Origin of the sequence: Seonamhaeicola maritimus, assembly GCF_008056315.1 — a bacterium.
In the GTDB taxonomy this organism is placed as follows: domain Bacteria; phylum Bacteroidota; class Bacteroidia; order Flavobacteriales; family Flavobacteriaceae; genus Seonamhaeicola; species Seonamhaeicola maritimus.
The window spans coordinates 153,284-177,587 of record NZ_VRKQ01000016.1 but is presented as its reverse complement, the minus strand read 5'-3'; the positions used below and the strand labels follow the sequence as shown (position 1 = coordinate 177,587).

Sequence of the window (24,304 nt, the reverse complement as noted above, 5' to 3'; positions counted from 1 at the left end):
TCCATTTTATAGGAGCTTATAGTAATCTTTCTATGTTTAGTCTAATTAGTTAGTGTAAAAAAATTGTTCAAATACAATTTTACCATGGCCTACTTCAAATACACATATTTCTTCCATTTGTTGTCTGCCACGGTCTTTAAATGTAACATCAAAACTCATTATACTTGTAAAATGGTTACCTACAACAACCGGGTCTGAAATATTTCCACCATGAAATTCCAAAACTGTTTCTAGCCACTGTTTACTTTTATCGTATACATTTTGCCTTCCAATAACTACTTCTTCATCTGGTGCATCTGGCATTTCTTTACTAGTTACATTTTCACTGTAAAGTACTTCTACACATTCTAAATATTTACCTTCACGACACATTTGTGCCCATTGATCTGCTACCTTTTGTGTGCTCAAAATTTTCTTGTTTTTATTAATGAATAATAAAGATAGGGGAATTGTTTAGTTGCCAATCTTAATAAAACGTTATTGTTTTATTAGTTGTAACTTGGTGTATTAATAAATAAAATGGGAAACAAGTTTAATTAAATGTTGTCGTCTTTTCTACCCTTTAAACGTTTTTCAATTTTTTGTTTAATAACTGTTAAACGTTTCATGAGGTCCATGAGCTCAGGGTCTTTGTTTTCCTTGTAGATATTATTTATATCTAGTATAAGCGCTTTTACTTCTCTAGAAGATTCTATGCGTTCACTAGTTGTTTTAAAGGTGTGTTTACGTTTTTCAAACTCTAAGGCTCTTTCAATAAGTTCCATATATCAATTTATAATTTTAGGTCGAAAAAAACATCGACGCCTGACAATATAATAAAATCTTAGAAATTTCTGTTTTTTTAGGCTATTAATTAGAGAAAAATTATGAGTTAAGCTATTTTACAGCTAATTTTAATAAAACTTAGTTTAAGGCTTCCTTATAAATATTTAAACAGCGTTCTCTTGCAAATTTGTGATCCACAATAGGTTCTGGGTAGGTGAGTTCTTGAAAATCCGGAACCCAATTTTTAATGTAGGTTAAATTTTTATCAAACTTTTTAACTTGTGTTGTAGGATTAAATATTCTAAAATATGGAGCTGCATCTACACCACAACCGGCCACCCATTGCCAGTTACCAATATTACTGGCCATTTCATAATCATGTAATTTTTGGGCAAAATAAGCTTCACCCCATCTCCAGTCTATTAATAAATGTTTGCAAAGAAAACTACCAACTAACATTCTTACACGGTTATGCATAAACCCTGTTTTATTTAATTCCCGCATACCAGCATCAACCAAAGGGTAACCCGTTTTTCCTTCACACCACGCTTTGAATTCAGCTTCATTGTTACGCCATTCTATACGATCATATTTGGCTTTAAAGCTTTCATTTAGGGTATGAGGGAAATGCCATAGAATTTGGATAAAAAATTCCCTCCAAATTAATTCTTGCAAAAAGATTTCATTTCTACTATTTGATGCTACTTTTATTATTTCTCTAATACTGATGGTCCCAAATCTTAAATGAGGTCCTAATTTTGAAGTGGCATCAATTGCTGGAAAATCTCTTTTGGCCTCATAATTATTAATAAGCTCTGTTGTAAACTTATATGGTTTAATTTTTTGGTTTGATTCCGAAAACCCAAGTTCAGTTAAATTTAAATTTGGTAATTCTTTAACGCTTATCAAGTTTTTTAAAAAATCAATTGACTTATAGAGCTTTAGTTGTTGTGACTTGAATTTTTGTCTCCAAGTTCTCATATATGGGGTATAAACCAAGTATGGTTTGCCATTGTTTTTTACTACTTCATTTTTCTCAAATATTACATGGTCTTTAAAAGTTCTAAACTCTATATTATTTTTTTCTAGATATGTATTTATTTCTTTATCTCGTTTTCGAGCATAGGGTTCATAATCATTATTGGTAAAGACGGCATTAATATTAAACTCACTAAGTATTTTTTTAAAAATATCTATAGGTCTGCCATAATAAATGGCAATACTTGCTTGATATTCTTTTTGTAATTTTTGACGGAGGCTCTGAACTGTGTTGTGAATAAAACTTACCCTAGCATCGTCTTCAGGAAGATTGTCTAAAATATCAGAATCAAAAATAAAAATTGGTAATACTTTATTTTCACCTTTTAAAGCTTTATATAAACCTTTATTGTCATTTAACCTTAAATCTCTTCTAAACCAAAAAATATTTATTGGTGTTTTCATTTTAATATGTTCCAAAAAGACCTTCTAATTTTTGAGTTCTATACCTGAAGATTTCTTCTAATTTTGGCTTAACCAAAATAGGATGCATTAATTGTCCTATCCATCCAAAAGGCAATTTATAGTCAATAATATCTTCCATCTCTACACCGCCATCAATCTTTTTTATAAAATGTTTATGATGCCAAAGTGAATATGGACCAAATCTTTGTTCATCAACAAAATATTTATGTTCAATGCAATGTGTTATTTCGGTTACCCATTTGGTTTTAATACCTAGTATAGGTGTTACAATATATTGTATTATCTGACCGGAGTACATATCTCTATCAGCTCCTGATACTATGTTAAAACCCATATGGTCAGGAGTAATAGTTTTCAAGTTTTTTGGGTCAGATAAAAAGTTCCAAGCTTGATTAACTGTAATGGGTAAATTTTGCTTTTTATGAAGTCTATAAATTTTCATTTTAATTATGGATAAGTATGTACATATTCAAAGATGTTGCCACGCATAACCAAATTAAATATGGTAGAACAAGTACTGTCTTAAACTTCAGTTGCTTCTTATAATCATTAAGAAAAAATGCAATAGTTGCTGTAAGTCCCATAATTACTACTAAACCTAAGCCTACTAAATGCTGATTAAAAAATATATAATTCCAACTTACATTTAAAACAAATTGAATTATAAATAATCCTTGTACCTTAGATGAAAAGGCATCTTTATATAAATAAGCCATATAAATAGAAAAACAAGCCATAATAGTAAACCAAGCGGCTCCAAACACCCATCCAGGTGGTGTCCAAGGTGCTTTGTTTAAACTAAGATACCAAGTTTCTTGCGGACCATTATTCATGAGCCAATTGCCAATTGCTAAAGCGCCAAAATTGATTATAGCAAAAACAATAATATATTTAAATAGCTTCATTTTTTAAGTTATATATTACTTGAGCAATTTGTTGGGCTTCCGCAAATTTTTTATCACTAGCAGCTCTGTTTACAGATGATAATTTATGCCATTCTTGCATAAGTTTTTTAAACTTTCCTTCTAACTTTTCTATTTCTGACCTTTTTTTAAAAATTTTAAACATAATGTATTATTTTAAATGTTTTGTGATTTTAGAGCTCATTGGTTTTGTAGTGGTTAGAAAGTAATCTATTAAATTGCCTTTTGGGTCAATTAAGTATTTTTGAAAATTCCATTTTACTTCAGAAGATTTAACACCATTATTTGTTTTGTTAGTAAGCCAAGTATATAAAGGGTGTTGGTTTTTACCTTTAACCTCAATTTTTTCTGTAAGCGGGAATGAAACGCCATAGTTTATTTGACAAAATGAATTAATTTCTTCCAAAGTTCCGGGTTCCTGACCTCCAAATTGATTACATGGTACACCAATAATTTGTAATGTGTCTTTATACATTTCGTACATCTTTTGTAATTCTTTATACTGAGAAGTAAAACCACACTTAGAAGCAACATTAACAATTAAAATATGCTTTCCTATAAATTGCAATAAATTAATAGGTTCTCCGTGAATGGAATTTATCTTTATTTCAAAAGGGCTATCTATATTCATTTTAGTTTCTTTAGTTGATGCATTATGTTTTGATGCAAGCGTTTTAAATAGATTCATAATTTATATTTTAAAACTAACTATACCGCTGTCCATTTTAATAGTTTGACCAGAAATTGAAGCAGCTTTATGAGATAATAAAAACAATGCCATATCTGCAACTTCTTTAGGCGAAAGAATTTTTTTAAGAGGATGACGATCTGTAATGTTTTCTGTCATTTTATCATTTCGTAATAATTTTGAAGCCAATTCAGTATCCGTTACAGTAGGAGCTATGGCATTAATACGCACATTTGGAGCTAATTCAGCTCCCAAGGATTTTACTAAACCTTCAACTCCAGATTTTGCAACAGCAATACTAGCGTGAAAAGGCATGCCTAACTTTGTAGCTACAGAACTGAAAAGGACTATTGAGGGCATATTGCTTTGCTTAAGAATAGTTAGGTATTTTTTAATAGACTTAACTGCACCTAAAACATTAATCTCAAAATCTTTTTTGAAATCATCTATATCTAACCTAGAAAGAGGCTTAAGATTTATGCTTCCTGGGCAATACACTAATTTGTCTGCATGCTCAATGTTTGGTAGCTCATTTATTGTGACATCACAAGTATATTGCGTTAGATTATCATGTGTTATTTGCGGTATACTTCTACTTATATTAATTACTTTATGATTGATAAGTAATTGTTCTACAATAGATTTACCTATACCTTTACTGCCACCAATTACAATTACTGTATCCATTTTAGAACTTACAAGTTAATTTGTTTTTTATGTTAGATTGAAAGCTTGCCCTTTAGGCGCTTTTCTACTTTTCTTTTTATGACTGTTAAGCGTTTCATAATATCCATTATTTTATCATCTTTTTTTATCTTATATATTTGATTAAGATCTAAGATTAATGATTTAGCTTCTCGTGAAATTTTCACACGATCACTTGTTGACAGAGCTCTCATTTTTCTTTGTTCAAATTCCAAGGCTTTATTTATAAGTTCCAATTCCATAATTTTATGTTTTTATATAGTTCTGTAATTCTGTGATTTTTTCTGAAGTATTAAATTTACCTCCATAATATGCAGTAACTGTTGCCGAAGAATCATCTTTAATACCTCTTGAAGACACGCACAAATGTTTTGCGTCTATAATTACTGCTACATCCTCTGTATCTAAAATTGATTTTAGTTCATTCCCTATTTGAATTGTTAAACGTTCTTGAACTTGAGGACGCTTTGCAAAATATTGTACAATTCGGTTTAGCTTAGACAAACCAATAACTTTACCTGAAGATATATAAGCAACATGTGCTTTACCTATAATTGGTACAAAATGGTGTTCACAATTAGAGTAGAATGTTATGTTCTTTTCAATTACCATTTGGTCATAGTGATATTTATTATCAAATAGCGCCACCTTTGGTTTGTTTTTTGGGTTTAAGCCAGAAAAAATCTCATCTATATACATTTTCGCAACACGATCTGGAGTGCCTTTTAGAGAATCATCTGTCAAATCTAGACCCATTACTTGCATGATTTCTTCAAATAAAAAGGCTATACGCTCTTTTTTTTCTTCATCACTTATTTTAAAAGCATCCTCTCTCAGTGGGGTTTTAATTCCAGTATACAGGTGGTCGTCACCAATATCTTCATAGGTATAACCATTTAATTTATGTCCGTTTGTTTGTGTCTTTTCTAATTGCATATCATCTTTTTTATGTGCTGTCTTAATAAAAAACATTAATCAAAGCACGATTCTTATTCAAATATACAAAATGTTTAACAAAAAGATAAAAAAGTTAAACAAAAATAAGAATAGTGCTATTAGAAAAACTTATAGTGCCTGTTGTTAGATTAATAGGCTTTTTACTTTTGTAGATAAGTAGTGGCGTTAGAATGTATTTTCTTGTCATTGTCTACTATAATACTAAGATTCTACATTAACCAGTTTATTAATCATTCCAGAGAAAATGAGTCCATGAAAGGGTAATACTGAATACCAGTATATCCTTCCCCATATACCACGTGGTCTAAAAGTAGCTGTTTGTTTTAGTCTATTGTCTTCTATTTTAAACTCTAACCATGCTTCTCCAGGTAATTTCATTTCGGCATATAGGAGTAGTTTTTTTTCTGCTTTGTTGGCAAAAATTACCCGCCAAAAATCTAATGCATCTCCTGCATTTAATTCTGTAGAGCTAGTTCGTCCTCTTCTAAGCCCTATACCTCCAAAAAGTTTATCTATGTAACCTCTAAGACGCCATAAAATTGTGCCATAGTACCAACCGTTCTTTCCTCCTATACTCCAAACCTTTTCTATTGTAGTTTTGGCATCTTTAATGGGACGTTGCTTATGATCAGTAAAACAACCAAATTTGGGAACGTTAACGTATTTGTGTAAATTATTTCTAAGTCTACCACTACTTACCATAGAATCTTTCCAACTTGAAATAATACTGTTTTGTTCAATTTTATTGAAAGCCAATTTTACCGCTTCTCTATACGTAATTGGTTTTACATTAAGTTTTTTATTAATATCAGATGGTTTGCCAATAATTTGTATACCCATACTATTTACCAAAGATGTAGCTAATTTGTAGGATGTTGATGTGACAAAATATAGCCAATAAGATGAGAGTTTTGGCGTCATTATAGGAACTGTAAAGATGTGCCGCTTAAGTCCTCTTACTTCTGCAAATTGTAGCAACATATCTTTATAAGTTATCACTTCAGGGCCAAAGACATCATATGTTTTGTTGTATACGCTTTCATTTCCAGCAGCTCTGTATAAAAAAGCTATAACATCTCTTACTGCTAAAGGCTGTGTTTTGGTATTCAACCATTTAGGTGCTATCATAAAAGGTAGTTTTTCAACAAGGTCTCTTATGATTTCAAAAGATGAACTACCAGAACCAACAATAATACCGGCTTTAAATATGGTTAGCGCATACTTATTTGATTTTAAGTGTTCTTCAACATTTTTTCTAGAACGCAGATGTTTAGATAAAATCTTTTCATTTGTAATACCACTTAAATAAATAACTTGTTTAGTATCTGTTGTTTCAATATAGCTTTTAAAATTTCGAGCACATGCTTCTTCAAGTGACTCGAAATCCTTTGATGAATTAGACATAGAGTGAATTAAATAGTAAGCTATATCTATTTTTTTTGGAATGTTCTCAAGTGTTTTTGGCTTTAAAAAATCTGCCTCTATAACATAAGCATTCTTCTCTTCGGCATAACTTTTATCCGCACGTAATCTATCTCGAACAACACATACAACAGTATGGCCCTGATTTAATAAAAAAGGGATGAGGCGTTTACCAATATAACCTGTTGCTCCTGTTACAAGAATAGTCATGAGTTTATTTTAAATGCTTTAAGTTATGTAGGTCTGTGTCCCTGTAATGTTTCATGTTAAGAAAGTTTAAGGTAATTGTTTATTTTAACATGTTTTGCTTTTAGGTCAAACATTAAATTGTAAAGTCCAAAAAACGTCCTGTTTATGTAAATAAAGTGTTTTGAACCTCGGTTACCATTCATTTTCTTTAAATCAGTACTTTTTGAGTAACGTTCTCCTAATTCTGCTATCTTACCAAAGAAGGTCGCATCAGAAAAATCAAATTCCTCTTGATGGAAAGGCTGCGTAAATAGGCTTAACATTTCATGAAACATATCTGTGAAAAATTCAATTTCCGCTTTACTATCATCGTCTTTTAAAATCTCAAGTTCATAGAGTTTTTTTATAAAGTAATCCTTATTACTAAGATTTTCTTTTTTAGCAAGTTGAAAATAAGGTTTGTAAAATTCTTGAGGAATAGATTTCATACAACCAAAATCAAGAGCTATTAATTCTCCTTTTTCAGAAATCAGGAAATTCCCAGGATGAGGGTCTGCATGAACCTTTTTTAAATTATGAATTTGATACATGTAAAAATCCCAAAGAGCTTGACCTAATTTATTGGACTTTTCTTGGTTGGTATTGTGTGATGTAAATTCAGAAAGATGTTCACCTTCCATGTAATCCATAGTAATGATTCTTTCAGAAGAAAAATCTTCATAATATTTGGGAAACTTTAAATTTGAAATATGATGACAGGCGTTTGATATTTCTTTGCTTTGTGCAACTTCTAATATGTAATTGGTTTCTTCAACCAATTTGTATTCCACTTCTTTGAAGTATTTATCAGAATCTTTGCCTTTAATATTAAACATGCTCATGGCAATAGGTTTAACCATAGCTAAATCTGAAGCGATACTTTGCGCAACTCCTGGGTATTGAATTTTCACAGCAAGTTTTTTCCCATTCTTAGTCGCAATATGCACCTGACCAATGCTAGCGGCATTTACAGAAGTTGCGTTGAAAGTATCAAAAAATTCATTTGGATGTTCCCCAAAATATTTTTTAAATGTTTTTATAACTAATGGAGGTGATAATGGAGGAACCGAAAATTGAGCCAGTGAAAACTTTTCTACATAAGCTTGTGGTAAAATGCTCTTTTCCATACTAAGCATTTGCGCCACTTTAAGCGCACTACCTTTCAATTGTTTTAATCCATCATATATATCAGAGGCATTGTTTTTATTTAAGCGCTCTTTGGCTTCCTTATCTGAATTAATAAACTTATCTCCATAATATTTTAAATAGTTTACACCTACCTTTGCTCCGGTGGAAACTAGTTTTGAAGCTCTATTAATTTTGGAAGTAGGTATACTGTCAATGGTTTTCATATGTTTTCTTTTAATTCATGTGAAATTTTTCTTTAAATAGAAATTTACCCAAGTCTATAACACTTTTAATTGGAACAATATCTATGACATCAAATGTTGTATTAACAGATTTTTCAATGAATATATCTGTTTTTTCAAAAGATGCCGAGGAGTCGTCTAACCAAAATTTAATTGTAATTAATAGTTGTAACCAAGAAGATTCTTTGAGGGCGTTTTCTTGTAATTTTTCCAGTTTCTCTTGTTTTAAATCTAGCATAGGAATATCAAGACCATTGATATAATTATTAAAGTGCTTTTTTAAACCAGATAATACCTTCAAGCCTTTAAGGTCATTTTTATATTTATCTAGAACATGAATTACATAGCTTCTGTTAGCCGTAAGATTTTCAAAAAATGTAAAATAGAAACTTAATAGTTTATTTCTTGAATCAAAATTTTGATAATCTTCATTCTTATTAAGTGAATTGACAGAATTACTGAAGAAAGCTTCAAAAACTCCCTTTTCGATAGCTTCAAAAGAAGTAAAATATTGGTACAGTGTAGCTTCTTCAAAACTGTGTTTTTTAGTAAAAGCAAATACTGTTTTTGGATTTTCATCATGTTCTAAAACGTAATCCATATACCATGATATGATATCGTTTTTCGAAACCGTTTTTTTCTTTGCCATAATTATATTTATTTATGGTAAAGATATTAAATGTTTAACAAAAAAGTAAAAAAGTTAAACAAAAATTATAATGCAGCTATAGGATTTATTTATAATAGGCTAACAACAATTGGCATCTTTAACTAGTTTACAACTAGAAACTGCCGTCATTGCACCCAAAATAGGAGCAGTAATATATAGCCATAAATACTGAAAATTTCCGGTAAATAAAGCTGGAGCAATAGATCTTGCTGGATTCATTGAGGCTTTAGTCATTGGGCCAGCAAACATAGCTTCTAGAAGTATTACACCACCAACGGCAATGGCTGCCATAGTGCCAATTTCTTTACTACCTGTAGATACGTTTATAATGGTAAGCATTAAAAAGAAGGTTAGTAGAAACTCTAATATAGCTGCCTTGTATGCCGGAAAACCTTGAGCAGGCGTAGTTTCGCCCAAGAACCGACTCTCCGGAAAAAGAAACCATAAAAGAAAGGCAGCAGCAATGGCTCCTATAATTTGTGAACTTATATATTTTGGAACTTCTTTCCATGAAAACTTTTTGGCAAAGGCAAAACCTATGGTTACTGCTGGATTAAAATGAGCTCCAGAAATCTCGCCAAAAGCATATATCATAGCCATAACTATCAAGCCCCAAGTGGCAGCTACCCCAGCATGTGAAATGGCTCCGCCAGTTATTTCATTAATAGTCATAGCACCACAACCGCAAAATATCATGGCAAAGGTTCCTATTGTTTCAGCAATGTATTTTTTCATAATAACTGTCTTTTTGCGTTAGGGATTGAAGCGACATCCTTTTTGTTATTTTACAAAAAGATACAGCGTAAAGCCCGACCCAAAAGGGTAACGCCCAAATTTATTTTTGGCAAATATACAATGCCTTATTTTAAGCTTTTGTTAACAATAACCAGATTTTTAATCATTAATTTTAAAGTCTTATTAACTTATAATCTTAAAACAATCAAAATGAAAAAGCTTCTATTATTATTCATGGCATTTGCTACCGTAAGTATGGTAAATGCACAAGTTAAAACCCCAGCACCTAGTCCGTTTTCTAAAGTGGAACAGAAAGTTGGGTTAACCGATGTTACCTTAGAATACTCTAGGCCGAGTGTAAAAGGAAGAACGGTTTTTGGCGATTTAGTGCCTTATGGAAAAATATGGAGAACGGGTGCAAATGCTAGAACTAAAATTACTTTTAGTACAGATGTTACTGTAGGAGGAACTGAATTAAAAGCCGGTTCTTATTCAATTTTTTCTATCCCTACAGCAGAATCATGGGAAGTTATTTTTTATAACGATGGCAAACAATTTGGTACACCAAGTGAATTAGATGCACAATTTGTTGCAGCAAAAGCTACAGGAAAAGCTTACCCAATTCCTTTTAGTGTTGAAACATTCACCATAGATTTAAACAACCTTACAAATAGTGGTGCCAGATTAGAATTTATTTGGGAGAAAACATGGGTTGGTATTGATATTGAAGTACCAACGGATAAGGGTGTTATGGCTAGCATTAAAAATGTTATGAGCGGACCTGGAGCAAATGATTATTTCCAATCGGCTGTTTATTTCTTACAAGAAGGTAAGGATATTAAAAAAGCACAAAAATGGATTGATAAAGCTGTTGAAATGACTAAGGATCAGCCACGTTTTTGGTTTTTAAGACAACAGTCTTTAATTCATGCTAAAGCTGGTGATAAAGCTGGAGCTATTGCTGCAGCTAAGAAATCTTTAGCTGGTGCTGAGGCTGCAGGAAATGCAGATTATGTAAAAATGAATAAAGATTCTCTTAAAGAGTGGGGAGCTTTATAAGTCTGGTTATATAGAGGTTTAGACCTTTTAAACATAAAAGCGCAACTTTTGGTTGCGCTTTTTTTGTTAATCATCTTCTTCTAGAAAGAAAATGTCTTCTACAGGTTTTTTAAAGAGTTTCGCTATTTTAAGTGAAAGTACAGTAGAAGGCACATATTTGTTTTTCTCCATGGCATTAATAGTCTGCCTGCTAACACCAATTGCTTTGGCTAAATCTGCTTGGGTCATATCAAAAATAGCACGTTGAACCTTAATACTATTCTTCATGACTTCTGGTTTTATGTTTTAAAAAATTAAAACGGATAATAAAGAATAACAGAGGTGTGAACATATTGAATACTAAAATATGAAAGAAACTAAAGTTGTAGACAAAAATAATAGTTAGTGCTAGTACCACATAATTAAATATGATGGCCCAAACCAGTGAGTCTTTTCTTAGTTTATAAATAAATTCATCTTCAATTTTTTCTTTAGAGAATCCTACAATTATACCACCTATTATAATGGCTAAAGCAGCAAGTTCATCAACAATACTATTCTCTATAATTTTAAATATTTCTCTACTACTATCAAATATTTGATCGTCACTAAGTATTGTAAACACCTTAATAGTTAGGTAGTCTGATTCGTAGTCGGTAAACCAAATATAAGTTCCTGATATTAAACCAATCAAGAGGATAATCCATCCACTGGTTTTGTGCTTGTTGGGTAATAAATAATTTGTTTGCATAACTGTTCGTTTTAAAATTGATTTATATGATTGATAAATCAAAAGTAAAAGAAACTTTACATATAGACAAATAAAATTAACTTAAAGTAACAAATACTAGTCTTTATTAATAATTTAAATTAATGATTTCTCTAACTTCATCTAGAAGTTTAATAAGTTGTTTGCTAAACTTAAAGGTCATAACAGGGCTTTCAGTTTTTCCTTCTCTGAGAAGTTGATTAAAATGAATAGCTTCATAATTATAACCAATGGTTTTATAGTTGAAGTCTTTTATTTCTTCTTTACCATCTACAATAACAGATACAGTTGAAGGCATATGGAACATGGTATTTATTTTTATTGTGCCTTTTTCACAGTAGAAGGTTGCTTCAGTGGGAGTGTCTTCTAACAGAGTGCTTTTTAAAAGTGCCGAAACATTATTGTTATAGCCTAAAGACACGGTGCATGAAGAGTCCGCTCCGTTATCAAAAAAAGTAGCATCGGCTTCAATTTTATTTGGAATTCCTAAAGTTGACAAAGCTGCAAAAATAGGGTAGATGCCAATGTCTAATAAACTACCACCACCTAGAGATTTTTCAAATAATCTTGAAGAAGTATCGAAGGCTCGGTAAAAACCAAAATCAGCTTTCATATTTAAAACCTTTCCGTATGTTTCATTTTTTAATAAATCTAAAACGTATTGATAGTGCGGTAGAAAATAGGTCCATAGGGCTTCCATAAGCAGAACATTCTTTTCCTTAGCTTTTGAAATCATTTCATTGACTTCACCTATGTTCATAGCGAATGGCTTTTCACATAAAACAGCTATACCATGTTCTAAACAAAGTAGTGTGTTTGCTTTGTGAAGTGCATGAGGCGTTGCAACATATACGGCATCAATATTTTCATCTTGAGCTAAAGCTTCATAACTTGAATAAGCTTTGGAGGCATTGTATTGTGAAGCAAATTCATCTGCCTTCTCTTGTGTTCTAGATGCTACGGCATATAGTTTAGCACCTTCTATTGTTAATAAATCTGCCGCAAATTTGTGGGCAATGTTACCAAGGCCAATGATGCCCCAATTAATGGTTTTATTTTTCAAAGTTTTCTATTTAATCTTAAAATTAATTTTAGCTAAAGATATTATTGAAACATCACTCGTACAAGTTTACTTTCCTTAAATTCTTGTATATTAGATGTATAAATTTTCTCCCTAATCAATTTGAGCAGCTTGATTCTAACATTCTGATAATACTAGAAAATGCAAAACAACATTTCAATGGATGAAAAGTTTCTGAATGATCTAAATCAATTACTTGAAGCTAACTTGAACAATGAACAATTTGGAGTGAATGAATTAGCTGAAGCTGCTAATATGAGCCGTTCAAAATTGCATCGTAAGTTAAATAACTTAGTTGGCAAGTCTACCAGCCAGTTTGTTAGAGAGTATCGACTTGATAAGGCCATGGAAATGTTAAAAAGTAATGAGGCAACAGCTTCTGAAATTGCCTATAGTGTAGGGTTTTCCAGTGCAACTTATTTTAATAAATGTTTTAGTGACTATTTTGGATATCCGCCAGGAGAAGTGAAATATCGAGGCACTTCTGAAACTAGTCAAAGTAATATAAAGGTAAATAGAAAGAAAAGAGGAGGTTTAAAAAAGAGCTTTTTAATTGTATCTGTTGGTGTTGTGGTTATTGCTATGACATCTTATTTATATTTTTTGAATAGTTCAGCTAAGGAAGAAAGTGTAGACCCTGATACAATTGATACAATTATCCAAGAAAAATCCATAGCTGTATTACCTTTTAAGAATTTAAGTGATGATCAGGAGAATCAATATTTCGCTGATGGTATGCGGGAGGATATCATTAATCATTTATCTAAAATGAAAGGGCTTGTTGTAAAATTCAATAAGTCATTTGATAGATATGGCACCATAAAATTAGCTGAGGAGGAGGTTGGTACAACTCTTAAGGTTAATTATATAATTGATGGTAGTGTACAAAGGTATGATGATCGTATAAAGGTTATTGTACATCTAGTAAATGCAAAAGAGGACACACACATGTGGTCCAAGAGTTTTGACAGGAAGTTTAGCGACATATTTAGTTTAGAAAGTGATATTGCACAAAATATTGCATCGGAGTTGGATTTGATATTATCTCCAAATGAGTTACTACAACTAGGAAAAGTGCCTACAGCCAGTACTGAAGCTTACAATTTATACCTTAAGGGTAAATTTTTTCTATATAGTTTTTCTAACAGTGGATTAAAAAGCGCCGAAAAATACTTTAACGAAAGTATAGCTTTAGATTCTGAATTTGCCCTGCCGTACTCAGGTTTGGCTTTAATTCGTCTATACAGGGAATGGCCGGTAATCCCGGAAGCAGACTATAAAGAGGCAAAAAAATATGCTTTACAGGCTGTTGGTCTGGACGATGCTTTAGCAGAAACACATCGTACTTTGGGAACTATTTATATGGAATATGAATGGGATTGGGAATTGGCAGAGAAGGAATTTGAAACAGCTTTAAGTTTAGACCTTAATGATTATGGTACGTATATCACTTACGCCAAATATTTGATGCTTGTGAAAGGTGATTTTATCAAAAGTAGACATTATATAAATAAGGCTATTGAGCTTTCTCCTATAAATTACTATTTCTATATTTTAAGTGCAGAGAATTATATCCTTACTAAAGATTATCAGTCAGCTATTGAAGAAGTTAACAAAGCTATGGAAATTAATATAGAGGATTTATGGGCGCCTTGGCTAGACTTTTTGGTGCAAGTAAAACAAGGGAATCCAGATAAAGCTATTGAAATATTGTCCCGCAGTTGGGATATCGCTCCTAATACAAGACAAAATATACAGCCTATGCTAGAAGCTTATAAAAAAGGAGGTATAAATGAAGCTTTCAGGTGGATTAATAATTTGGATATTGAATTTGCGGATGACCCCAGGACTGTTATGGATAATGCATACTTTATTGCTCAAAAATTTGCTTTTATTGGAGAACATGATGAGGCTATGAAGTGGTTACATATAGCTCTTGAGCAGAAGAATGGGGCAATTTACTGGATAAAGTATGATCATTTCTTTGAAAATATGCATTTTGACCCTCGCTTTCTGGAGGTTTTAAGGAAAATGAATTTGGGGGATTATTCTCAGCCGTTTAAACCATAAGCTTCAATAAAACCATTGAAAATACTACCACTTTTAAACTCCTGAAACATAATTTAAAGTCTTGTGATTATGTTTTTATTGCTTAAAATAATACTTTAAAACTATTGCAACATACTTGTTAAGTGTTGCTATTACTAATGTTCAATATTTGCTTAAACATTATTTATTAATCTTTAAACAACTATTGTAATGAAAAATTTAATTATTGGTTTAGCAGTTTTAGGTTTAACCAACCTAGCTTTTAGTCAAGGTTCAAATGTTGATACTCCAAGGTATGATTTAGAAAAATTTAATCCTATAATGGTTAACGGTACTTATCTTGATGAAGTTTACGATCAGTCTATGGCAGACCACATACGTTCTTTAGAATATAAAGTTGCAGGTCCAGGAAGTCAAAGTTTTAAGAAGTTAGATAAAAAGGTAAACAAGCCTTATGAGATTCTATTTAAATCTAACAAAGGAAGTATTCATGCTACTTATGATAAATCTGGGCAAATCATAGCCACTTTAGAACGATTTGAAGATGTAAAACTTCCTGATGCCGTAAGAAATGCAGTTTTCAAAAATCATTCAAAATGGATACTTTTTAAGACTGATTATTTTGTGTCTTATGAACTAGGAAAAAAGGTAAAGAAAGAATACAAAGTTCAGATTAGAAATGGAAAATCTAAAAAAACATTCCGATTAAATTCTGATGGAAATAAAATCTAAGATATTAATAGATATAATAAGCAACAATGCCTAATAAAAGAGATATAACAAATAGCGAAAGCTTTCCGTTTCTGTCAGAATTATTGTAAGACATAAGTGTAGCAAGAAACATCACAATAATACACCCTACAAAGTTCAGCCATAGGAACGGAAGGTTTATTATCTCATACAAATCTAATAGGTACAGCCCAATAACTATTACTTGGGTAATTAATGCACTCACAAATACAGCGTTTCCTTTTACAAATTTAAAGAAGAATGCTAGTAAAAAGATTCCTAAAACATTACCATAAAAAATAGACCCAATAATATTAACCAGCTGAATTAAATTTTCTGCAAGATTAGCTACACAGGCCACGCCAATAGCCATTATCCCCCATACAAAAGTAAACCAGCGTGAGGCTTTAACTTTTTCTTCTTCAGTTTTCTCATCACTATTTCTAATATACAAATCTATAGTTGTGGTTGATCCTAAGGCATTTAATTCGCTTGCAGTACTAGACATTGCGGCACTTAAAATTACTGCTAATAATAAACCAATTAAACCTCTAGGTAAATTATTTAATATGAAGTGAATAAAGACATAATCCTTATCATTACTTTCAACTTTTACCTTTTGCTCTTGTGAAGCCTTTTCAATAAGTAATTTTGCTTCATTTCTAATTTCATCGTTTGCCTCATTTGCTATTGAAATATATTTTGTGGTTTCTTCATTTTCGGAACTTAGAAAAGCTTCAATAATTTTTTGTTTGTCATTAAAAACTTCTTTTTGCTCTTGTTGAAGTGCCTTATACTCCTCGGCATACTCTGAATTTAAAACTACCTCGGTAGCTGTAGGATTGAAATTAACAGGTGCTTCATTAAATTGATAAAAAACAAACACCATAACCCCAACTAAAAGGATGAAGAACTGCATTGGTATTTTTAATAAACCATTAAAAATGAGCCCTAATTGCATTTCTTTTACTGACTTACCGGATAGGTAACGTTGCACTTGACTTTGGTCGGTCCCAAAATACGATAGCATTAAAAAGGTCCCTCCAATAATACCACTCCAAAATGTATAACGGTTATTTAAATTGAATGAGAAATCTAAGATTTCCATTTTGCCACTAGCACCTGCGATACTTAAAGCTTTAGAGAAGGTAATATCTTGAGGTAGTTTGCTTACTATGATAAAAAAGGCTACAAGCATACCTATAAAGATGACTACCATTTGATGTTTTTGGGTGACGTTTACGGCGCGTGTTCCTCCAGAAACAGTATATATAATAACCAAAAGACCAATGGCAATATTTAGTGTTAGCAGGTCCCAACCAAGAACAACAGAAAGAATAATAGCAGGAGCAAAAATGGTGATACCTGCAGCTAATCCACGTTGAATCAAAAATAAAATGGCTGTTAAGGTTCTGGTTTTTAAATCGAATCTGCTTTCTAAAAATTCGTATGCAGTATATACTTTTAATCTATGATATAGCGGGATGAAAACCATACAAATTACAACCATAGCAATGGGTAATCCAAAATAAAATTGCACAAAGCCCATACCGTCATTAAAAGCTTGTCCGGGTGTTGATAAGAAGGTAATGGCACTAGCTTGAGTTGCCATAACTGATAAACCTATGGTCCACCATTTAGATTTGTTTCCGCCTCTTAAATAATCTTTTACATTTTTACTCCCTCGAGTTTGGTAAGTGCCATAGGAAACGATAGCTAATAATGTAATGCCTAATACTGTCCAGTCAATCCAATTTAATTGCATATTAAAAGGCTTTCATGATTAGATAAAACAAAATAAAGTAAATGGCATTGACTATTAAAACAATAGAGTACAGTTTAAGCCAAGGTTGTTTAGGTTGGTTTTCTTCTGCCATAATTAATCGTTTAATTTAGCTTCTAATTTTAAATCTTCTTTACCTAAAGATAGCATATTAGCAAATAGGCGATAGGCCCCTGAAACCCCTTCTGGGAATTCTCTAAAGAAACTTAAACCTGTATAAATGTAATGCCCCTTACCGTGCTTAGCTACCAATAAGCTTCCGTCTTTAGGGCTATCATTCTTATCATTCATGGAAAGAATTGCTGTAAACTCCTTTCCCCATTTATTAGGGAAGTATAGCCCACGTTCTTGTGTCCACCCTTCAAAATCTTGTTGGGTAATGTTATTGGGGAAATTTAAAACCGGATGCTGTGGATTTAAAAATCGGACCTCAGCATTTTCATCGGTAACCCGGCCTCTGGAAAGTGTTAAATCATAAGGAGCTAATTGTTCTACTTTTATTCTGTGAGCGGTATTGTATTGCACAATCATATTGCCTCCGGCTTCCACAAAATTAAAAAGAGTTTGTTGCTTAAAGTTTAAGTCTTCAACCGTATTATAAGCTCTAATTCCAACAACTACAGCATCAAATTTACTTAAAGTTTCTGCATTAATTTCTTCAGGTTTGAGTACGCGCACATTGTAACCTATTTGCTGTAAACTTTCAGGAACCACATCACCGGCACCTTGAATGTAGGCAATATTTTCACCACGCTTTTTAATATCTAACCGTACTACTTTACTTGCGCTAGGAAGTAATACTGTTTGAAATGGGATATGGTCGTATTCAATTTCTATCAGCTCTTTTGTGTAACTCTTATCACCAATATGAACTATGGGACTAATAAGTCCTTCGCTTTGATTTTTAGGAGGGATAATCGTGAATACCAAAGTTTGCGTTTCGCCTTTGTGCTTTATAGAAATTTTTTGGTTTTTAGGATATACACTCCAATCATTTGGGTGGCAAACTTCAACATGGCCATCTAAATTATCTTTTCCAGCTTTAACAATAACGGTTATATCATGAGGCTTGTTGTTTTCAAAAATGATTACTTTTTGAGCGATTTTTGCAGATGCTTCTGGAATAATTTCGAATGGACGATACAATTCACCTTTATCAGGTCTTGAATATCGATGGATGACATCCTTTTCAAAATTGATAGAATATCCATCAAAATCAACAATAAAATTAGCATGAAGTGCTCGTTTTGTTTCAGGGTTTCCTATGATGGTTTCATTGGCAACGTGATACATACCTAAAGTACCTTTTGTATTTAACCAATAAGGACTAGTTGTGTTTATTTCCGTTGGAATAATACTATTAAATGAAAAATTATATTTCTTATTATTATCTAAAGCAACATCAGGATTTTGAGTTTGATTTAATGGGGAAATATTGACACTTCTCAATACAGCTGTTGTCTGACTTCTTTTAAGTGCTTCAATGTTAATTTCAACATCATTATTGGTAGCAACAATTGGAGTTGAAGCCGAAGCCTCTAAATACAAACCAGCACACATTTCAATAATAGATTTTAACTCTTTGGTTTTTTGAGTTTGCCAATGTTTGTTATCAATATTTTGTAAAAGTTTATATGCTTCAATAAGCTGGGGAACATGAGTTGATGGATCTTTAAAATTGAAGTTAGTTTCAATTTTATTTAAAATAGCACCAATAGGTTTACCGCCTTTTACACGATTCCAAGAGGTGTCAATACCTGAAAAAACATCATTACCTTCTAAGGCTTCTCCTTTTATAAATTCAATATATTCTTCCTGCGTTCCACGTTGCGATAATCTTCCAAAACCTTGACACAAATGCTGGCTACTAGCCAATGAAGCAAGTTCATTATTTGATATGCCTTTAAGAGGATAATAAACCCCAATATCAAAGTTTATCATGTTACTTTTATCAAGTTTCTCAAACGCTTCTCTTCCATAGCGCCACCAACTGGTATTGTAAAACAACCGTTTAGGTTGCCACACATCAACTTGATTTAGCATATTTGGATAAGCCTTTTCATCTGCTGCTATATCAAAAGCCTTCAAACTTAATATGGCTGAAGCTGTGTGATGACCATGGGTTCTCCCTGGAGTTCTGTGGTCAAAACGGTTAATAATAACATCTGGTTTAAACTTTCTTATGGCAAGAACAACATCGCTTAATACTTGCTCCTTATCCCAAATAGAAAGGGTTTCTTCTGGATGTTTGGAATATCCAAAATCGTTTGCTCTGGTGAATATTTGTTCACCACCATCAATCCTTCTTGCAGCCAGTAATTCTTGAGTTCTAATAACACCTAAAAGCTCTCTAATTTCAGGCCCAATAAGGTTTTGACCACCGTCACCTCTAGTAAGTGATAAATAGGCAGTTCTTGCTTTTACATGGTTTGACATGTATGATATTAAGCGCGTATTTTCATCATCTGGGTGAGCCGCCACATACAAAACAGATCCTAAAAAGTTAAGTTTTTGGATGGACTCATATATCTGAGAAGATGAAGGGATTTTTGGTTTTTGAGCGTTTAAAAGTGTAAACGATAAAAATGAAATTATAAAAAAAGCAATGTGTCTTTGCATCATATATTTGATTAGCTAAAAATCAAATATAGCAAAGTATAAGTGTGGTAGGGTGATTTTTAATGTTTCTTTAACTATAAATTAGGCTTCTTCCATGTCATCTTCAATGGCATCTTTTTCTACTAATGTAACGGCTTTTTGAAGCATTAGGTTATTTGGGTAGGTAACTAAATCGCCATTTTCTAATCTTAAATGCAATTGAAAGGATCTTATATCTTCAATAATAGCTTTTATTGGAAAGTCTTTATCATGTATTTCAATTTTGTCTCCAACCTTATATGGAAAATTAAAAAACATTATAACTCCAGAAGTTACGTTACTTAAGATTGACCATATTGCAAATAAAGCAATTCCTAGTATGGCAAAAACAGATGAGAAAATTACGGCAAGGTCTTTAAATTCTGCACCAAATACAAACGCTTCAATAAGGATGGCAATTAGAAACAGAACTACAGTTACATACCTGCGCATAAGCCTTATTCTAGCCACGTTAATTCCATTGCGTTTTGCAACTTTAGAAATAGTGAAATTTGTAATAAACCTAATAATAAGAAGTGATAGAAGAACAATTCCTGATATTATTAGTTCATCTTTAAGCGTATCCCAAATCATAGCTAAGTTTAAAAAAAGTTTAATGCAAAGATACATCGCAAATTATAATTCAGCTATCTCATTTAAGGTTTTGTAAACTAAATGTACAGGTAGACCCATAACGTTAAAATAAGAGCCTTCAATTTTAGTAACACCTATTTCTCCAATCCATTCTTGAATCCCATAAGCACCTGCTTTATCATAAGGTTTGCACGTTTTAATATAATACCGAATTTCTTCATCTGTAAGCTCTTTAAAAGTAACCTTGGTAATATTATGTAGCGTTTTATCGTAGTCTTTAGAAGTAAAGCAAACAGATGTAATTACCTCATGTGTATTATCACTCAATGATTGTAGAATAGTAAAAGCTTCATCTTCATCTTTTGGTTTACCCAATGCTTTATTATTATGCCAAACAATGGTATCACTAGTTATTAAAATATCATGGTCCTTCAATTCATCTTTAAAAGGTAGCGCTTTAAGTTGAGCAAGGTAATTGCTTATTTCAAAATGAGTTAATCGGTCAGGGTATTCTTCTTTTATAGTTTTTAATCTAATTTCAAAATCTAAACCTAAACTTTTAAAAAATGCTTGTCTTCTGGGTGATCCCGAAGCCAATATAATATGATGGTTTTTTAGTTTTTTGTTGAGCATTAAAAAGTAAACTTGTATAAAAGTAAAGAAAGCAATCCGAACAACATCACTAATTTCAGTATGTTGCTTATATGATGGTAGTCTTTTTTGTTTTTAGCATTAAAAGATTTTATAGAAATGTAAATGGACGGAGCCAATACAAATGCTAGAAAATAAATAACGCTTATTGGGTTTTGGTAAAGGTCATAAACTATATAATAGGTAGTGCCCAAAACAGGAACTAAGGATAAAGTAAATAAAACATTTGAAGCACGCTCTCTACCAATAATAATAGGCAAAGTATTCATGCCAGCTTTATAATCACCATCAATATCCTCAATATCTTTAGCTATTTCACGAATAAAATTAATAACAAATGCGAAAATGGAATAGTCTAAAACAATTTTAAAAAACACCAGTTGGAGGGTTCTGTTTTCAGGAGTAATATTTGGTAGTAACTCAAAAACACCAACTATTAGTACACTTAATGATACTAGAATAGAAATAACAATATTGCCAATTAACAAAGTTTGTTTTAAATAGCTAGCGTACACGTATAGTAAGGCGGATATAATTACGAACAATGAAAAGAAGGCACTTTTTCCAACTAAATGAGATAGATAATAACCTATACCAACACCAATAACGTTAAAAATGATAAACAGGTTAAAGGCTAATTTTTCTGAAATGGATTTACTAACAATTACTTTGTTAGGTTTGTTTACCAAATCGGTTTCAATATCATAAATATCATTAATGATATTTCCAGCAGCTGCAATACAGATAGTTGCTAAAATAAGAAGTGTTATCTCAAAAGAATTTAAAGCTATGTTTGCTCCAAAAGGCTCTAAAAGGCCATATTTAACTAACAATTGCGCCAAGGCAATCATCAATAAGTTTTTCCATCGGATGAGGTTTAGGAAACTCATTAGTCTTGAACTTGGAAAATAAAAGGAAAACTGTATTTTGAATTTATTGGTTCCCCATTTTTTTCGGCTGGTATAAATTTTGGTAGACGATTTATAGTTCTAATTATTTCTTTACTAAGTTCAGGATTTTTAGACTCAGCTTCAATATTGATTATGTTTCCATCTTTATTTATGGTGAAACGGATTTTATTCATGAATCTGCCAGAAAGCCCTAAATCTGAAGCAATTTCTGTATTAAACTTTCGATTGAAGAACTTGGTGATTGTCATAGTTACACATTTCTTTTGTAGTAATTTATCAATTAAATGGGAGCAATTATAGGTTGAGATAGGGTTGTCAACTAATTCTTCACTTTCTTTAACCTCTTCAAAAAGTAATGGTTTATTGTTTAGTAATGGTCTTATAGAATTCAATACGTTTTTATCAATTTTGAGTTTAACAGGCTCATCTATTTTTTTTATCCTAAGTAATCCACCAGAAAAGTTAAAAAGTAAAGTGTTATCCTCTTGCTTAACCTGGATGTAAAGAATATTAGAAGATTTTTTCCAACTTCCTATACTAAGAACATTTTCTTCAATGTTAAAATATAAAACAGTATTAAATAAATCGTTTATGAAAGGTTTTGCAACTTTATCCTCAGACTCAATTTTTACATAACCATTTTTGCTAAATGAAAATGTTATATTTTGGAAAAAGGATTCAACTAAATGAAAATTACTAATATTGGAATCATCAAAAGCTTTAATATCTATTTGAGATTCAATTACCTTCCAATTCCCTATTAGGTATTTATTTGTGGTGTCTTGACCAGAACAAATAAAGAATGTGGTTAGCATTAAAAATAAAAGAAGTCTATTCACAAGTGTAGAAGAATTAATCATACTTAGCATTAAAATTACTATTCCATTTATCATGAACCTTTAATACTTGTTCTATGACATCTCGTACCGCACCTTTGCCACCATTTTTATGTGAAATATATTTAGAAACACTTTTTATTTCTTGAACGGCATCCTGCGGACAACAAGGTAAACCAACCAATTTCATAACTAGAAAATCGGGAATGTCATCTCCCATATAGAGGACATTTTTCAATTCAACACCTTTTCTATTTAGGTATTCATTGAGTTGATCTATTTTGTTATGAGCACCTAGAAAAATGTCTTTAATACCTAAACCTGCTAAACGTTTTCTTACACCTTCATTAGAACCACCCGATATGATGCATACGTTAAAACCTGTATCAACAGCCGTTTTTAAGGCGTAACCATCTTTAATATTCATGGTTCTTAACATGTCTCCATTAGTCATTATGGTTACTGAACCATCAGTTAAAACGCCATCAACATCAAAAATAAATGTGTTAATATGTTCAAGGTTTTCTTTATAGCTTTTATCTTCCATGTGTTTCTTGAATAGATTGAGTCATTAGTTTATAAATCTCTTTGTGTTGGTCATTTTCCAAGAGAGTCAAATGTTTTTTAATAGTCTTTAAGTTATTTCGTTTTGCAGGACCTGTTTGTGCCATATACGGAGACATATCCTGAATTTTTCTAGCGGTCTCCATTATAAGAGGTTTAAGCAAATCAAACTCAGCAGCCTCAGATTCTACAATTTCATGTGCAATACGATACATTTGATTACTAAAGTTGTTTACAAATACGGCCGCTAGATGCAAAACTTTGCGTTGGTCGCTATTTACCTTTTTTACAGGTCCTCCCAATTCTAAAGCTACAGATTTTAATAAATTATAATCTTTCTTATCAAGAGTCTCAATACAAATTGGAATATCAGAAAAATCCAAATTGGCAGTTTTAGTAAAAGACTGTACTGGGTAGAAAACACCACGTCTATGCTTCTTATCTAAATCATGTATGTTAACACTTCCTGCCGTATGAACAACTAATTTGTTTTCAAAATGTAATGCTTTAGATATTGGGGCAACGGCTTCATCACTCACTGCTAAAATATAAACATCGGCATCTTTAAGTTGAGAAATATCATCAGTAACATCAACTTCATTTTTATACTTGTTGATGTTTTTAATACTTCTATTATACCATTGATTAACCTTGATATTTTCAGCTTTTTTAAAAGCTTTATATAAATGTGTTCCTATATTTCCTGCACCCAGAATAATCACTGAAATCATATTG

28 protein-coding genes are annotated in these 24,304 nt (G+C 31.8%); 3 read left to right on the top strand and 25 right to left on the bottom strand.

Annotation, left to right across the window (positions count from 1 at the left end; genetic code table 11):
- Window positions 1-45: 45 nt before the first annotated feature.
- The 14 genes from FUA22_RS14840 to FUA22_RS14775 all read right to left on the bottom strand — a co-directional run bounded on the left by FUA22_RS14840 (window position 46) and on the right by FUA22_RS14775 (window position 9,927).
- Window positions 46-408, bottom strand: coding sequence for a SnoaL-like domain-containing protein (locus FUA22_RS14840; protein WP_147769376.1), 363 nt, complete (start codon window positions 406-408; stop codon window positions 46-48).
- A gap of 128 nt (window positions 409-536) precedes the next feature.
- Window positions 537-764, bottom strand: coding sequence for a hypothetical protein (locus FUA22_RS14835; protein WP_147769375.1), 228 nt, complete (start codon window positions 762-764; stop codon window positions 537-539).
- 139 nt (window positions 765-903) lie between these two features.
- Window positions 904-2,208: a cryptochrome/photolyase family protein gene (locus FUA22_RS14830; protein WP_147769374.1), complete on the bottom strand. Its 1,305-nt coding sequence runs from the start codon at window positions 2,206-2,208 to the stop codon at window positions 904-906.
- A gap of 1 nt (window position 2,209) precedes the next feature.
- Window positions 2,210-2,671: an SRPBCC family protein gene (locus FUA22_RS14825; protein ID WP_147769373.1), complete on the bottom strand. Its 462-nt coding sequence runs from the start codon at window positions 2,669-2,671 to the stop codon at window positions 2,210-2,212.
- Between the two features lies 1 nt (window position 2,672).
- Entirely contained in the window at window positions 2,673-3,134 is a 462-nt protein-coding gene (locus tag FUA22_RS14820; protein WP_147769372.1) for a TspO/MBR family protein, read from the bottom strand.
- A complete protein-coding gene (locus tag FUA22_RS14815; RefSeq protein WP_147769371.1) occupies window positions 3,121-3,297 on the bottom strand; it encodes a Lacal_2735 family protein in 177 nt (58 codons plus the stop codon). Before FUA22_RS14815 ends, FUA22_RS14820 begins: the two co-directional genes overlap by 14 nt.
- A 6-nt stretch (window positions 3,298-3,303) precedes the next feature.
- The gene (locus FUA22_RS14810) at window positions 3,304-3,840 is read right to left on the bottom strand and encodes a glutathione peroxidase (protein ID WP_147769370.1); all 537 of its coding nucleotides are present in this window, start codon (window positions 3,838-3,840) and stop codon (window positions 3,304-3,306) included.
- A 3-nt stretch (window positions 3,841-3,843) separates the two neighbouring features.
- A complete protein-coding gene (locus FUA22_RS14805) occupies window positions 3,844-4,527 on the bottom strand; it encodes an SDR family NAD(P)-dependent oxidoreductase (protein WP_147769369.1) in 684 nt (227 codons plus the stop codon).
- A gap of 32 nt (window positions 4,528-4,559) precedes the next feature.
- Window positions 4,560-4,781 (bottom strand): hypothetical protein, encoded by a 222-nt coding sequence (locus tag FUA22_RS14800; protein ID WP_147769406.1) that lies wholly within the window; start codon window positions 4,779-4,781, stop codon window positions 4,560-4,562.
- Between the two features lie 10 nt (window positions 4,782-4,791).
- Complete coding sequence (folE, locus tag FUA22_RS14795) at window positions 4,792-5,481, bottom strand: GTP cyclohydrolase I FolE (RefSeq protein WP_147769368.1); 690 nt, start codon at window positions 5,479-5,481, stop codon at window positions 4,792-4,794.
- Between the two features lie 222 nt (window positions 5,482-5,703).
- Entirely contained in the window at window positions 5,704-7,134 is a 1,431-nt protein-coding gene (locus FUA22_RS14790; protein ID WP_147769367.1) for an SDR family oxidoreductase, read from the bottom strand.
- Window positions 7,135-7,190: 56 nt separating this feature from the next.
- Window positions 7,191-8,504 carry an ABC1 kinase family protein gene (locus tag FUA22_RS14785; protein ID WP_147769366.1) on the bottom strand — a complete coding sequence of 438 codons (1,314 nt, stop codon included), beginning with the start codon at window positions 8,502-8,504 and terminating at the stop codon, window positions 7,191-7,193.
- A gap of 10 nt (window positions 8,505-8,514) precedes the next feature.
- Window positions 8,515-9,171: a TetR family transcriptional regulator C-terminal domain-containing protein gene (locus tag FUA22_RS14780; RefSeq protein ID WP_147769365.1), complete on the bottom strand. Its 657-nt coding sequence runs from the start codon at window positions 9,169-9,171 to the stop codon at window positions 8,515-8,517.
- A gap of 99 nt (window positions 9,172-9,270) precedes the next feature.
- Entirely contained in the window at window positions 9,271-9,927 is a 657-nt protein-coding gene (locus tag FUA22_RS14775; RefSeq protein ID WP_147769364.1) for an MIP/aquaporin family protein, read from the bottom strand.
- 210 nt (window positions 9,928-10,137) lie between these two features.
- Between FUA22_RS14775 and FUA22_RS14770 the strand changes: the two genes are divergently transcribed.
- On the top strand, window positions 10,138-10,986 hold the full coding sequence (locus FUA22_RS14770) for a DUF2911 domain-containing protein (protein WP_147769363.1): 849 nt from the start codon (window positions 10,138-10,140) through the stop codon (window positions 10,984-10,986).
- Window positions 10,987-11,052: 66 nt separating this feature from the next.
- Here FUA22_RS14770 and FUA22_RS14765 read toward each other — a convergent pair whose 3' ends face one another.
- The 3 genes from FUA22_RS14765 to FUA22_RS14755 form a co-directional block, all read right to left on the bottom strand.
- Complete coding sequence (locus tag FUA22_RS14765) at window positions 11,053-11,253, bottom strand: helix-turn-helix transcriptional regulator (protein ID WP_147769362.1); 201 nt, start codon at window positions 11,251-11,253, stop codon at window positions 11,053-11,055.
- Complete coding sequence (locus tag FUA22_RS14760) at window positions 11,243-11,716, bottom strand: hypothetical protein (protein ID WP_147769361.1); 474 nt, start codon at window positions 11,714-11,716, stop codon at window positions 11,243-11,245. Before FUA22_RS14760 ends, FUA22_RS14765 begins: the two co-directional genes overlap by 11 nt.
- Before the next feature lie 106 nt (window positions 11,717-11,822).
- Window positions 11,823-12,797: a Gfo/Idh/MocA family protein gene (locus FUA22_RS14755; protein WP_147769360.1), complete on the bottom strand. Its 975-nt coding sequence runs from the start codon at window positions 12,795-12,797 to the stop codon at window positions 11,823-11,825.
- 177 nt (window positions 12,798-12,974) lie between these two features.
- Here FUA22_RS14755 and FUA22_RS14750 point away from each other — a divergent pair, with 177 nt between their 5' ends.
- Together FUA22_RS14750 and FUA22_RS14745 are read left to right on the top strand one after the other, a co-directional pair.
- Complete coding sequence (locus FUA22_RS14750; RefSeq protein ID WP_170309938.1) at window positions 12,975-14,885, top strand: helix-turn-helix domain-containing protein; 1,911 nt, start codon at window positions 12,975-12,977, stop codon at window positions 14,883-14,885.
- 189 nt (window positions 14,886-15,074) lie between these two features.
- The gene (locus tag FUA22_RS14745; protein ID WP_147769358.1) at window positions 15,075-15,596 is read left to right on the top strand and encodes a hypothetical protein; all 522 of its coding nucleotides are present in this window, start codon (window positions 15,075-15,077) and stop codon (window positions 15,594-15,596) included.
- 4 nt (window positions 15,597-15,600) lie between these two features.
- Here FUA22_RS14745 and FUA22_RS14740 read toward each other — a convergent pair whose 3' ends face one another.
- The 8 genes from FUA22_RS14740 to FUA22_RS14705 form a co-directional block, all read right to left on the bottom strand.
- Window positions 15,601-17,358, bottom strand: a complete 1,758-nt coding sequence (locus FUA22_RS14740; protein WP_147769357.1) for a sodium:solute symporter — start codon at window positions 17,356-17,358, stop codon at window positions 15,601-15,603.
- A 114-nt stretch (window positions 17,359-17,472) separates the two neighbouring features.
- Window positions 17,473-19,995 carry a PIG-L family deacetylase gene (locus FUA22_RS14735; RefSeq protein ID WP_147769405.1) on the bottom strand — a complete coding sequence of 841 codons (2,523 nt, stop codon included), beginning with the start codon at window positions 19,993-19,995 and terminating at the stop codon, window positions 17,473-17,475.
- An 81-nt stretch (window positions 19,996-20,076) separates the two neighbouring features.
- The gene (locus FUA22_RS14730; RefSeq protein WP_147769356.1) at window positions 20,077-20,607 is read right to left on the bottom strand and encodes a mechanosensitive ion channel domain-containing protein; all 531 of its coding nucleotides are present in this window, start codon (window positions 20,605-20,607) and stop codon (window positions 20,077-20,079) included.
- Window positions 20,608-20,649: 42 nt separating this feature from the next.
- Window positions 20,650-21,240 (bottom strand): Maf-like protein, encoded by a 591-nt coding sequence (locus FUA22_RS14725; RefSeq protein ID WP_147769355.1) that lies wholly within the window; start codon window positions 21,238-21,240, stop codon window positions 20,650-20,652.
- The gene (locus FUA22_RS14720; protein ID WP_147769354.1) at window positions 21,240-22,148 is read right to left on the bottom strand and encodes a geranylgeranylglycerol-phosphate geranylgeranyltransferase; all 909 of its coding nucleotides are present in this window, start codon (window positions 22,146-22,148) and stop codon (window positions 21,240-21,242) included. The genes FUA22_RS14725 and FUA22_RS14720 overlap by 1 nt, the downstream gene beginning before the upstream one ends.
- A complete protein-coding gene (locus FUA22_RS14715; RefSeq protein WP_170309937.1) occupies window positions 22,148-23,029 on the bottom strand; it encodes an energy transducer TonB in 882 nt (293 codons plus the stop codon). The genes FUA22_RS14720 and FUA22_RS14715 overlap by 1 nt, the downstream gene beginning before the upstream one ends.
- Complete coding sequence (locus FUA22_RS14710) at window positions 23,022-23,552, bottom strand: KdsC family phosphatase (RefSeq protein WP_147769352.1); 531 nt, start codon at window positions 23,550-23,552, stop codon at window positions 23,022-23,024. The genes FUA22_RS14715 and FUA22_RS14710 overlap by 8 nt, the downstream gene beginning before the upstream one ends.
- Complete coding sequence (locus tag FUA22_RS14705) at window positions 23,542-24,300, bottom strand: Rossmann-like and DUF2520 domain-containing protein (protein ID WP_147769351.1); 759 nt, start codon at window positions 24,298-24,300, stop codon at window positions 23,542-23,544. Before FUA22_RS14705 ends, FUA22_RS14710 begins: the two co-directional genes overlap by 11 nt.
- Between the last annotated feature and the right edge of the window lie 4 nt (window positions 24,301-24,304).

Bases quoted from the DNA above. Each gene is read 5' to 3' on its own strand.
- FUA22_RS14785 (WP_147769366.1), bottom strand. From the start codon at position 8,504: ATGAAAACCATTGACAGTATACCTACTTCCAAAATTAATAGAGCTTCA.
- FUA22_RS14760 (WP_147769361.1), bottom strand. From the start codon at position 11,716: ATGCAAACAAATTATTTATTACCCAACAAGCACAAAACCAGTGGATGG.
- FUA22_RS14735 (WP_147769405.1), bottom strand. From the start codon at position 19,995: ATGCAAAGACACATTGCTTTTTTTATAATTTCATTTTTATCGTTTACA.
- FUA22_RS14715 (WP_170309937.1), bottom strand. From the start codon at position 23,029: ATGATTAATTCTTCTACACTTGTGAATAGACTTCTTTTATTTTTAATG.
- FUA22_RS14710 (WP_147769352.1), bottom strand. From the start codon at position 23,552: ATGGAAGATAAAAGCTATAAAGAAAACCTTGAACATATTAACACATTT.
- FUA22_RS14775 (WP_147769364.1), bottom strand. From the start codon at position 9,927: ATGAAAAAATACATTGCTGAAACAATAGGAACCTTTGCCATGATATTT.
- FUA22_RS14805 (WP_147769369.1), bottom strand. From the start codon at position 4,527: ATGGATACAGTAATTGTAATTGGTGGCAGTAAAGGTATAGGTAAATCT.
- FUA22_RS14765 (WP_147769362.1), bottom strand. From the start codon at position 11,253: ATGAAGAATAGTATTAAGGTTCAACGTGCTATTTTTGATATGACCCAA.
- FUA22_RS14780 (WP_147769365.1), bottom strand. From the start codon at position 9,171: ATGGCAAAGAAAAAAACGGTTTCGAAAAACGATATCATATCATGGTAT.
- FUA22_RS14820 (WP_147769372.1), bottom strand. From the start codon at position 3,134: ATGAAGCTATTTAAATATATTATTGTTTTTGCTATAATCAATTTTGGC.
- FUA22_RS14830 (WP_147769374.1), bottom strand. From the start codon at position 2,208: ATGAAAACACCAATAAATATTTTTTGGTTTAGAAGAGATTTAAGGTTA.
- FUA22_RS14720 (WP_147769354.1), bottom strand. From the start codon at position 22,148: ATGAGTTTCCTAAACCTCATCCGATGGAAAAACTTATTGATGATTGCC.
- FUA22_RS14790 (WP_147769367.1), bottom strand. From the start codon at position 7,134: ATGACTATTCTTGTAACAGGAGCAACAGGTTATATTGGTAAACGCCTC.
- FUA22_RS14750 (WP_170309938.1), top strand. From the start codon at position 12,975: ATGGATGAAAAGTTTCTGAATGATCTAAATCAATTACTTGAAGCTAAC.
- folE (WP_147769368.1), bottom strand. From the start codon at position 5,481: ATGCAATTAGAAAAGACACAAACAAACGGACATAAATTAAATGGTTAT.
- FUA22_RS14740 (WP_147769357.1), bottom strand. From the start codon at position 17,358: ATGCAATTAAATTGGATTGACTGGACAGTATTAGGCATTACATTATTA.
- FUA22_RS14745 (WP_147769358.1), top strand. From the start codon at position 15,075: ATGAAAAATTTAATTATTGGTTTAGCAGTTTTAGGTTTAACCAACCTA.
- FUA22_RS14835 (WP_147769375.1), bottom strand. From the start codon at position 764: ATGGAACTTATTGAAAGAGCCTTAGAGTTTGAAAAACGTAAACACACC.
- FUA22_RS14815 (WP_147769371.1), bottom strand. From the start codon at position 3,297: ATGTTTAAAATTTTTAAAAAAAGGTCAGAAATAGAAAAGTTAGAAGGA.
- FUA22_RS14705 (WP_147769351.1), bottom strand. From the start codon at position 24,300: ATGATTTCAGTGATTATTCTGGGTGCAGGAAATATAGGAACACATTTA.
- FUA22_RS14825 (WP_147769373.1), bottom strand. From the start codon at position 2,671: ATGAAAATTTATAGACTTCATAAAAAGCAAAATTTACCCATTACAGTT.
- FUA22_RS14725 (WP_147769355.1), bottom strand. From the start codon at position 21,240: ATGCTCAACAAAAAACTAAAAAACCATCATATTATATTGGCTTCGGGA.
- FUA22_RS14810 (WP_147769370.1), bottom strand. From the start codon at position 3,840: ATGAATCTATTTAAAACGCTTGCATCAAAACATAATGCATCAACTAAA.
- FUA22_RS14770 (WP_147769363.1), top strand. From the start codon at position 10,138: ATGAAAAAGCTTCTATTATTATTCATGGCATTTGCTACCGTAAGTATG.
- FUA22_RS14730 (WP_147769356.1), bottom strand. From the start codon at position 20,607: ATGATTTGGGATACGCTTAAAGATGAACTAATAATATCAGGAATTGTT.